This is a genomic window from Tistrella sp. (assembly GCF_002684955.1).
GTDB lineage: Bacteria > Pseudomonadota > Alphaproteobacteria > Tistrellales > Tistrellaceae > Tistrella > Tistrella mobilis.
In genome coordinates, this window is record NZ_NYWI01000020.1 from 189,865 (window position 1) to 200,294 (window position 10,430).

Consider the following 10,430-nt stretch of genomic DNA (forward strand, 5'->3'; position numbering starts at 1 on the left):
CAGAGGACGCCGATCCAGATGCCCGATACCAACGCCCCTCGCAACGACGTCGCCATCGATCCCGCCGTTGCGGCCATCGCCGCCGAGATGCGCGGCTGGCGCCACCATCTCCACGCCCACCCCGAGACCGCCTTCGAAGAGCACGAGACCGCGGCTTTCGTCGCGGGCAAGCTTGCCGAATTCGGCATCGAGGTTACGACCGGCATCGGCCGCACCGGCGTGGTCGGCACCATTCATGGTCGCCGGGGTACCGGCCCTGCGATTGCGCTCCGCGCCGACATGGATGCGCTGCACGTGACCGAGGTCAACGACTTCGCCCACCGCTCGCGCAATCCCGGTCGCATGCATGCCTGCGGCCATGACGGCCACACCGCCATGCTGCTGGGTGCGGCCAAAGTGCTGGCGGCGGATCCGGATTTCGTCGGCACGGTCCATCTGGTCTTCCAGCCCGCCGAAGAGAACGAGGGCGGCGGCCGGGCGATGGTCGAAGACGGGCTCTTCACCCGCTTCCCGGCCGAGATGGTCTTCGGCATGCACAACTGGCCGGGCCTGGCGCTCGGCCGGATGGCGATGGCGCCGGGACCGATGATGGCCGGGTTCGACATTTTCGAAATCACCATCCGCGGCCGCGGCTGCCATGCCGCCATGCCCGATCTGGGCCGCGATGCGGTGACGGCCGCCGCCCATCTGGTCACCCAGCTGCAGACCATCCCCGGCCGCTCGATCAACCCGCTCGACGGCGCGGTGGTCTCGGTCACTCAGATCCACGGTGGCGACACCTGGAACGTGATCCCCGAGACGATCGTGATCCGCGGCACCGCGCGCAGCTTCCGGCCCGAGGTGCAGGCGGTGATCGAACGCCGCCTCGCCACCCTGGTGGAACATTCGGCCGCCGCGCACGAGTGCACGGGCGAGCTGCGCTACGAGCGCCGCTATCCCGCCACCATCAACACCGCCACCGAAACCGCGCTCGCGGCAACCGCCGCGGCGAAGGTGGTCGGCGAAGCCGCCATCGACCACGCCCCCACGCCCTCGATGGCGTCGGAAGATTTCGCCTTCATGCTGGGCGAAAAGCCCGGCTGCTATGTCTGGCTCGGCAACGGCCCGACCGAGGGCGGCTGCCTGCTCCACAACCCGGCCTACGACTTCAACGACGATGCCGCCCCCATCGGCGCCAGCTGGTGGGTGCAGCTGGTCCGCACCGTGCTCGCCGGCTGATCGGGCGCACGGCCGTCGGGATCACCCCGTCGTCCCTTCCCCCCGGCCCCGCTCCAGCTCGCGGATCACGTATTCGCGCAGCCGCTGGGCCGGGGGGCCGATATCGGCGGCCACCAGCAGCGCCATCTCGGTATCGGCCAGGCCCGGCAGCCCGGCCTCTTCATCCAGCATCACCAGATCCGCCGGCACCATGTCCTTGGGCAGCACCGTCACCCCCAGCCCGGCGCGCACCGCGGCATGGGTGCCGGTCAGCGCCCCGCAGGTATAGGCGATCCGCCAGGGCCGGCCCGCCGCATCCAGCGCGTCGGTCGCGCGCTTGCGATAGACGCAGGGCGCCGGCGATACCGCCAGCGGCAGGGGGCCCTGGCGCATCGCCACCCCGCGTTCGGCCGCCACCCAGACCAGCGGCTCGCGCCAGACCCGGGTGCCGAGCAGCGGCGCGCTCGGCTCGCGCTTCACCAGCGCCAGGTCCAGATCGCCGGCCGCGAAGCGGTCGAACAGGTTCAGCGTCAGATCGCAGGTCACCTCCAGCCCCACCGCCGGATGTTCCTGGGCAAAGCGCGCCAGCACCCCGGGCAGATGGCTGGTCGCGAAATCCTCGGGCGCCCCCAGCCGTACCAGGCCCGCAATCTCGGGCTGGCGCACCCGGTCCATCAGCTCGTCGTTCAGCGCCAGAATCCGGCGGGCATAGTCGACGATCACCTGGCCTTCGCCGGTCAGCCGCACATGGCGGGGGCCGCGTTCCAGCAGCACCGCCCCCACCCGATCCTCCAGCCGCTTGATCTGCAGCGAAATGGTGGACTGGTTGCGCAGCAGCCGGTCGGCGGCGCGGGAAAACCCGCCCGCATCGGCCACGGTCACCAGCGTGCGCAGCAGGTCGACATCCAGGTTCACGGGTGCAGCCATTGCCATCCTCAATATTTACCATCTCAATGGAGAGGTATCGCACTATCAATTTCCCAAAAGACATGGTGCGGGGCAGCATGGGGTCAAGCCGGCATCATCCGGGCCGGTGACGCCTGAGCGGAGCGGAGGCGCGCCCATGACCGACCAGACCCCCCATCGGCCCTGGCCCGGGCCCCGGCATGGCCGGGCCAACCAGCCGATCAGCATCGTTTTCGGCGACGGCATCGGCCCCGAGGTGATGCAGGCGAGCCTCAGGATCCTGCTTGCAGCCGGCGCACGCATCGCGGTGGAACCGGTGGATCTGAGCGGCAGCCCCGGGGATGCGGAGGAAGATCATGCCCGGCAGCTCTCGGCCGCCCGGCAGAGCCTGCGCCGCACCGGCGTGCTCTATCGCGCCCCGGTCACCACGCCGCCGGCCGGGGTGGCCTGCCCGGTGCAGGCGCTCAGCCGCGATGCCGATCTCTTCGCCACCACCCGCCCCTGCCGGGCCATGGCGCCGGCCATCGCCACCCGCCACCCGGCGATGGATCTGATCATCGTTCACGACCTGCCCGGGGCGGCACAGGGCGATGCCCGGCAGATGCGGGCCGAACGGCTTCTGCACCATGCCTTTGCGGTGGCGCGCCGGCAGGGGCTTCGCCGGCTCGACGCCTTCGTCGAACATCCGGATGCGCTGACGCCAGAACTGTTCGATGCCGTCGCCGGCCACTATCCCGACATCACCGCCACCCGCCGGCGCCTTGAAACCGGCCTCGCCCGGCTGGCCGATCGTCCGAACGGCTTCGGTGTCGTGGTCGTGCCGGGCCGCCATGGCGATCTGGTGGCGACGCTCGCCGCCCGCCTTGCCGGCGGCGTCGGGCTTGCCCCTTCGGCCGCACTCGGCACCGATTGCGCCATATTCTCGACCGTCCATGGCACGGCACCGCAGCTGGCCGGGCGCGATCTGGCCAACCCGTCGGCCATGCTGCTCGCGGGCGTGATGATGCTGCACCATATCGGCCAGCATCGGGTTGCAGAGTGCGTCCACGATGCCTGGCTCGCCACCATCGAAGACGGCATCCACACCGCCGACATGGTCAATCCGGGCACCACCCGTCTGCGGCCGGGCACCCGCGGCTTCGCCGATGCGGTGATCACCCGCCTGGGTCAGGCCCCGCGGATGCTCCGCCCGGCAGCGGCGGTCAGCCCGCACCACAACCGAAACATTATGATGCGGGCCTGATCATCACCCATTGATGGCATTTTGGGACAGTGCCATTCTGGTCACCATCGACCAGACGGGGGAAGGCCCATGCTCGATCCGATGAAGGTGCCGCAAGGCGGCTACAACCAGGAATATCGTCAGCATCCCAAATTCCCCGGCGGCTACATATACAGCCATGCCGGCGGCGATTACGATGCCTGGATGAACGCGGTCTATCCGCTGCTGCCCGATCGGGTCGCCTTCGGCGATCCCGATGCGCCCGCGGCTTTGGTAAAGGATGAACCCGGCACCAACGGCGTGCCGCAGACAGCCGTCCTCTACCCCTATCCCGGCACGCCCCAGGCGGGCACGCCCTGGGCCTTCACCCTGATGGCGGGGCGGGCAACCATCGACTTCATGCTCATCGCCCGGATCCTGTTCGTTCAGCCGGTTCTGAACCCCGACGGCACCGCCAGCGCCTGGTCGTCGGGGCTGATCGAGCGTCACACCGAAACCACGCTGCTGGCCGGCAACACGCTCACCGAACTGGTCGGCGACCAGGGCGATCGCTACGCCCTGGTCGCCTCTTTCCCCGGCGCCGACATCGACGATCTGCCGCCGCCCCCGCCCGGTTACAGCTATGAAAAGAAGCCGCTGGACCAGGATTTCACCCTGGTCTGCCGCCGCTTCGCCCATATCCTGATCACCGACGGCTACAACTTCCAGCGCTGGGACCAGGGCAACGCGCCGGATTGACCGGCTCAGACGCGGGCGATCGCCGCGACATATTCGTCCACCACCTGCTTCAGCGCCCGGGTCTGGCCGGCCAGCTCGCCGGCGGCGGTGTTCATCTCCGCCGCCGCATGGCCGGTCTGGCCGGCGGCATCGGCGATGCCCGAGATCGCGCGCAGCACCTCCGACGTGCCGGCCGATGCCTGCTGGGTGTTGCGGGCGATTTCCGCGGTCGCCGATACCTGTTCCTCCACAGCCGAGGCCACAGCGGTGGTCAGCGCCCCCACCTTGCCGATCGTGCCGGAAATCGACCGGATGGCATCCACCGTCCGTCCGGTGGCACTGGTCGCCGCATCGATCTGAACCTGGATCTCTTCCGTCGCCCGCGCGGTCTGGTTCGCCAGGTTCTTCACCTCGGCCGCCACCACGGCGAAGCCCTTGCCGGCTTCCCCCGCGCGCGCGGCCTCGATGGTTGCATTCAGCGCCAGAAGATTGGTCTGGGCGGCAATCTGCTGGATCAGCTCGATCACGTCACCGATCTTCTGGGCGTTGGTCGCCAGGTCCTGCACTGTGCCGTCGGTGGTGCCGGCCTCGTCCACGGCGGCCCGGCTCACATCCGCGGTCTCGGCCGTGCGCGCGCCCACCTCGCGCACCGATGCCGACAGCTCTTCCGCCGCCGTCGCCACGGTCTGGACATTGGCGGTCGCCTGTTCGGCCGCGGCCGCAACCGCCGTGCTGCGCCCGCTCTGCGCCTCTGCCGTGCGCGACAGGGCATCGGCGCTGCCGCGCACCTGTTCGGCCGCCCCCGACAGCGTCGAGACGATACCGGCCACCCGGGTCACGAAGCCCTGGGTCAGTTCCTCGCGCCGCGCACGCTCGGCCTCCTGCGCAGCCCGCGCCTGCGCCTGTTCGCTCGCCAGCCGGTCGGCCTCGATCAGCCCGGCGCGGAAAGTCTCGACCGATTTGGCCATGGCCCCGATCTCGTCGCCACGATCGGCGCCCGGGATGGTGATGCCGGTCTCGCGCGCCGCCAGCCGGTTCATTGCTTCGGTCATCCGCCGGATGGGCGTGGACACGCTGCGCATCATCAGCAGGGTCGCCGCGATCGCCAGCACAAGGCCGACCCCCAGCGCCGCGATCAGCACGCTCATGCCGCTCTCGGCAGCGTGCCTGGTCTGTTCGCCCGACGCAGCCGCAGCGGCCGAGTTGAACTCGATCAGATCGTCGAGTTCGCGGATCAGCAGCGTGCGGTTGGCAGCCGCGAACAATCCACGCGCCTCGTTCTGATTGCCGGCACGAAGATCCGCCACCAGCGGCGCGTTGCGGGCAAGATAGTCCGCCCAGGCGACCTTGACGCCCTCGAAGTGGCCGCGCTCCTCATCATCGGTGACCAGCGGCTCGTAGGCGGTCAGAAGCCTGCCGACCTGCGTGGCAGCGTTGGCAGCCTCCGCAAGCCGATCCTTTACCCCCGCTTCATCGGTAGCGATGATCGCCCCGGAAATATTGATGCGATGTTCCGAGACCGCATTCTGCAGCCGCGCGATCAGCTTCAGGCTCGGCACGCGATTGTCCCGCAGATCGCCCGCCGCCTGGTCCAGAACCGACAACTGAGCAATACCCGACACACTCGTCGCGGCAATGACAAGCGTCAACGCCACGAACGCGACGATCAGCCTGGCGCCGATCGTCCATTTCGATGTCTTCATAAAGACTCGCTTATTTGGGGAGAAGGTCTGCGACGTGTGTGTGCGGGCAGGCACTCTTAAAAATAGACTCATTCAACAGCGTGGTTCAACATTTAAATCCGCGGAAATCTTCCGATGAAATATTGCCGAGAGGCCCGATCTGTCCCAAAAAGAAACCGGCGGGCCTTACCGGAAGGCCCACCGGATCCATCATCAAAGATACTCATCTACACAACTGACGCAAATTGCGTCGATTTTGCATGCTCAGACCTTTGCCACCTCGTCGACATAGCGGTCGACCACCTCTTTCAGCTCCCGGGTCTTGCCCGCCAGCGCGCGGGATGCCGCACTCATCTCCTCGGCCGACCGGCCGGTCAGTCCGGCCGCAGACGCGATGCCGGCAATCGATTCCAGCACCTCCGACGTGCCCGAAGATGCCTGCTGGGTGTTGCGCGCGATCTCGGCGGTCGCCGCCACCTGCTGTTCCACGGCAGACGCAACCGCGGTGGTCAGCGCGCCGACCTGGGTAATGGTGCCCGAAATGTTGCGGATCGCATCCACCGTGCGGCCGGTGGCGCCGGTCATGGCGTTGATCTGCGCCTGGATCTCTTCGGTCGCCCGCCCGGTCTGGTTGGCCAGGTTCTTCACCTCCGATGCCACCACCGCAAAGCCCTTGCCCGCTTCGCCCGCGCGGGCCGCCTCGATCGTGGCGTTCAGCGCCAGAAGATTGGTCTGCTCGGCGATCTGCTGGATCAGCTCGATCACATCGCCGATCTTGCGGGCACTGGCAGCCAGTTCCTGCACCGTGCCGTCGGTCGCCTCGGCTTGGCGCACCGCAGCGCGGGTAACGTCGGCGGTCTCGGCCGTGCGCGCGCCCACCTCGCGGATCGATGCCGCCAGCTCTTCCGATGCCGTCGCCACGGTCTGGACATTGGCGCTCGCCTCTTCCGCCGCGGCCGCCACCGTGGTGCTGCGCGCCGACTGGTCGTCGGCCGTGCGCGCCAGCCCGTCGGCACTGCCGCGCACCTGTTCCGATGCACCCGACAGCGTGGTCACGATGGTGGCGATCCGCGAGACGAAGCCCTCGGTCAGCGTCTCGCGCTTCTGGCGCCGGGTCTCTGCCTCGGCGCGGCTCCGCTCCTGCTCCGCCGCCATCCTGTCGGCGTGGATCATGCCGTCGCGGAAGGTTTCCACCGCCTTGGCCATGGCGCCGATCTCGTCGCCGCGATCGGCGCCCGGGATGTCGACGCCGGTATCACGATCGGCCAACCGCCGCATCGCCTCGGTCATCTTCCGCACCGGAGCCGACACGTTGCGGATCATCACCAGCGTCGCCACGATCGCGATCACCAGCCCCACCGCCATCGCGACCCCCAGAACGGTGATCGCACTTTCATAGGCCGCCCGCGACCGGGTGCCGGCCGTGGCCGCATTGTCGATATTCGTCTGGCGCAGCTTGTCCAGCTCGGCCACCGTCGCCTCGCGTGCCGACCGTGCCTCACCGACATAGATCTTCTTCGCCAGCGCTTCGTCACCGGCCTGGACTGCGGCGACCAGCTTGTCGGTGGCCGCCATGTAAAGATCCCATCCGGCCGCAACCCGGGCGACCTGCGCCGCCTCGGCCGCGTCGGAAATCAACCCTTCATAGGCTTTACCCGCCGCCGTGAAGGCGTCCGCATAGCCGCGCATCTGCGCCAGCAGCGGCCCCCGGGTGACGGGATCATTCTCGATCACCAGGCCCCCGACGGCGATACGATGGTTCTGCACCTCGTTGGTCGCTTCGGCGATGATCTTCAGGCTGGGGATACGATTGTCGCGCAGCTCAGAAGACGCCTCTTTCAGCGTCGCCAGCTGCGAAAAACCGAACACACCTGTCAGCAGGATGACCGCCGTCAGGGTTGCAAAAGCGATGATCAGCTTCTTGCCGATCGACAAAGACGATAAAAACATCGCGGATAATCTCTAAACTCAGGGGGAGACCCGCGGGAACGGTTGACGGGCTGCCGACTATTAAATGCGTGCAGTCCTTAATGAATTGATAAATGGCCGAACCTGCCAATCCATGAAGACGGGCGATATTCGGCCATTTATTACTTCAGATAGAAGAAAACCGACGCCAAACCAACATGGACACGGTTGATCGGCGCACAAGGCATCGGGCGTTGCCGGCCGTCGTCACGTCACACCCGTGCAATCTCCGCCACATAGGCATCGACCACCCGCCGCAGCTCGCGGGTCCGCTCCGCCAGCGCGCCCGAGGCGGCGTTCATCTCCTCGGCGGCCTGGCCGGTATGGCCGGCGGCATCGGCGATGCCGGTGATCGATTGCAGCACGTCCGAGGTGCCGGACGATGCCTGCTGGGTGTTGCGCGCGATCTCGGCGGTTGCCGCCACCTGTTCTTCCACGGCCGATGCCACCGCCGTGGTCAGCGCGCCCACCTTGCCGATCGTGCCCGAAATCGACCGGATCGCATCGACCGTGCGGCCGGTCGCCCCGGTCATCGCGTCGATCTGGACCTGGATCTCTTCGGTCGCCCGGGCGGTCTGGGTCGCCAGGTTCTTCACCTCCGATGCCACCACGGCGAAGCCCTTGCCGGCCTCGCCGGCGCGTGCCGCCTCGATCGTGGCATTCAGCGCCAGAAGATTGGTCTGGGCCGCGATCTGCTGGATCAGTTCGATCACATCGCCGATCTTCTGGGCGCTGCCCGACAGTTCCTGCACCGTCGCATCAGTCTCTTCCGCCTCGGTCACCGCGCGGCGGGTGACGTCGGCGGTCTCGGCCGTGCGTGCGCCCACTTCGCGGATTGACGCGGCCAGTTCCTCAGCCGCGGTCGCGACCGTCTGGACATTGGCCGTCGCCTGTTCGGCCGCCGCCGCCACCGTGGTGCTGCGGCCGCTCTGGTCCTCGGCCGTGCGCGACAGCTCGTCGGCGCTGCCGCGCACCTGTTCAGTGGCGCTCGACAGCGTGGTCACGATGCCGGCCACCTGGTCGACGAAGCCCTGGGTCAGCGCCTCGCGCCGCTGCCGCTGCGTCTCCTGCGCCGCGCGGGCCTCTTCCTGTTCCGCCGCCAGCCGGTCGGCGCGGATCATGCCGTCGCGGAAGGTTTCCACCGCCTGGGCCATCTCGCCGATCTCGTCCCGGCGATCGGCGCCGGGGATCACCACCCCGGTATCGCGATCCGCCAGCCGGCGCATGGCCGCGGTCATCCGCTTCACCGGCACCGACACGTTGCGGATCATCAGCAGGGTTGCCGCCACTGCGATCAGCGCACCGATGATCATCGCCGCGATCAGCACCGTATGGGCGGTGGCATAGGCCTGATCGGCGCGCGTGCCCGAGGCATCAGCCCCTTCCATGTTATGGGTGGTCAGCGCCGCCAGGGCCGTGCCCAGCGCCACGCGGGCGTCGCGGGTCTCGCCGCGATAGATCTGCTGGGCGGCCAGCAGGTCGTTCGCCGCCAGCAGGGCCAGCAGCTGGTTGCTCGACCGTTCATACGGGCCCCAGGCGGTGGTCGCCCGGCCGAACAGGCGGCGGTCCTCGTCGTCCGAGATCAGCTTCTCATAGGCGGCGAAGGACTCGGTGACCGCCTCGCCGGCCTTGCGGGCACGCTCCAGCAGCGGCTTGCGGTTCTCGGGGCTGCCTTCCAGCACGGCCCCGGCCACCGCCAGCCGGTGTTCCAGCAGGTTGTTCGACAGGCGGGAGATGATCCGCAGGCTGGGCACCCGGTTGTCGCTCAGATCCATCGAGGCCTGGTTGAGCGTGCCGAGTTGCAGAAGACCGACGATGCCGGTGACGATCACCACGGCGGTCAGGGTTGCGAAGGCGATGATCAGCCTGGCGCCGATCGATTGGGTAAGTCTGGACATGACAGCGGCCGTATCCCGGGGGGAGGAAAACAGGAAATCACCGGCGGCCGAGGGCGGGGGAGCGCCCGTGGCCGCATCGTCGCGCATGGAACAATCAGGTTGATTAACGAATCGATAATCCCGCATCGGAATTCGGCCGCAGCCGTTTGATTCATGAAGTCTTCATCCCCATTTCACGAAGACATGTTTCTACCGGACCAACGACATTGGGAGGAAATCCGAACGATGCTGATCCGCGCCGACTTTGCGGCCCCTGCCCTGGTCCGTCCGGACCCACAGGACTGGATCGCCTCCCCGGCGGCCGGCGTGCACCGCCTGATGCTCGACAGGGTCGGCAACGAGGTCGCCCGCGCGACCAGCCTGGTGCGCTATGATCCGGGTGCCGGCTTTTCGCCCCATGTTCATGGCGGCGGTGAAGAGATCCTGGTGTTGAGCGGCGTGTTCGGCGACGAGCACGGCGACTATCCCGCCGGGACCTATCTGCGCAACCCGCCCGGCACCTCCCATGCGCCGCGGGCGCCCGAGGGGTGCATCCTGTTCGTGAAGCTCCGCCAGTTCCTGCCGGGCGACCGTCTGCAGCTGGCCCTGCCGGTCGACACGGTGGCCTGCACCGCCCTCGCCGGCGCCGTCGGGGTGACGGAACGCCTGCTGCACGGCTTCGGCCCCGAGCGGGTCACCATGCTCGACCTCGCGCCCGGCGCCGAACTGCCCGGCGGCAGGCGGCCGGGGGGTGAGGAGGTGTTGGTGGTTTCCGGCACGCTGATCGATGGTGCCCACGGGGTTCTGCCTGCCGGCAGCTGGCTGCGCCGGCCGCCGGGGCGGGTGGCCACCCGCCGCACC

General features: G+C 68.2%; 8 protein-coding genes. 4 read left to right on the forward strand and 4 right to left on the reverse strand.

What is annotated here, in order from left to right:
• Positions 1-18 precede the first annotated feature (18 nt).
• Positions 19-1,218, forward strand: a complete 1,200-nt coding sequence (locus CMO28_RS05650) for a M20 aminoacylase family protein (protein ID WP_296710885.1) — start codon at positions 19-21, stop codon at positions 1,216-1,218.
• A 21-nt stretch (positions 1,219-1,239) separates the two neighbouring features.
• On the opposite strand, the gene CMO28_RS05655 is transcribed toward CMO28_RS05650, so the two are convergent.
• Positions 1,240-2,124, reverse strand: a complete 885-nt coding sequence (locus CMO28_RS05655) for a LysR substrate-binding domain-containing protein (protein ID WP_296710887.1) — start codon at positions 2,122-2,124, stop codon at positions 1,240-1,242.
• A 136-nt stretch (positions 2,125-2,260) separates the two neighbouring features.
• Here CMO28_RS05655 and CMO28_RS05660 point away from each other — a divergent pair, with 136 nt between their 5' ends.
• Both CMO28_RS05660 and CMO28_RS05665 read left to right on the forward strand, forming a co-directional pair.
• Entirely contained in the window at positions 2,261-3,346 is a 1,086-nt protein-coding gene (locus tag CMO28_RS05660; protein WP_296710890.1) for an isocitrate/isopropylmalate family dehydrogenase, read from the forward strand.
• Between the two features lie 69 nt (positions 3,347-3,415).
• The gene (locus CMO28_RS05665) at positions 3,416-4,063 is read left to right on the forward strand and encodes a hypothetical protein (protein ID WP_296710892.1); all 648 of its coding nucleotides are present in this window, start codon (positions 3,416-3,418) and stop codon (positions 4,061-4,063) included.
• 5 nt (positions 4,064-4,068) lie between these two features.
• Here the strand turns inward: CMO28_RS05665 and CMO28_RS05670 are convergent, their stop codons facing one another.
• From CMO28_RS05670 to CMO28_RS05680, 3 genes are all read right to left on the reverse strand, one after another.
• Positions 4,069-5,745 (reverse strand): methyl-accepting chemotaxis protein, encoded by a 1,677-nt coding sequence (locus CMO28_RS05670; protein WP_296710895.1) that lies wholly within the window; start codon positions 5,743-5,745, stop codon positions 4,069-4,071.
• A 243-nt stretch (positions 5,746-5,988) separates the two neighbouring features.
• Positions 5,989-7,674 (reverse strand): methyl-accepting chemotaxis protein, encoded by a 1,686-nt coding sequence (locus tag CMO28_RS05675; protein WP_296710897.1) that lies wholly within the window; start codon positions 7,672-7,674, stop codon positions 5,989-5,991.
• 230 nt (positions 7,675-7,904) lie between these two features.
• The gene (locus CMO28_RS05680) at positions 7,905-9,590 is read right to left on the reverse strand and encodes a methyl-accepting chemotaxis protein (protein WP_296710900.1); all 1,686 of its coding nucleotides are present in this window, start codon (positions 9,588-9,590) and stop codon (positions 7,905-7,907) included.
• Positions 9,591-9,815: 225 nt separating this feature from the next.
• Between CMO28_RS05680 and CMO28_RS05685 the strand changes: the two genes are divergently transcribed.
• A partial coding sequence (locus CMO28_RS05685) for a cupin domain-containing protein (RefSeq protein ID WP_296710903.1) occupies positions 9,816-10,430 on the forward strand: 615 nt, incomplete at its 3' end.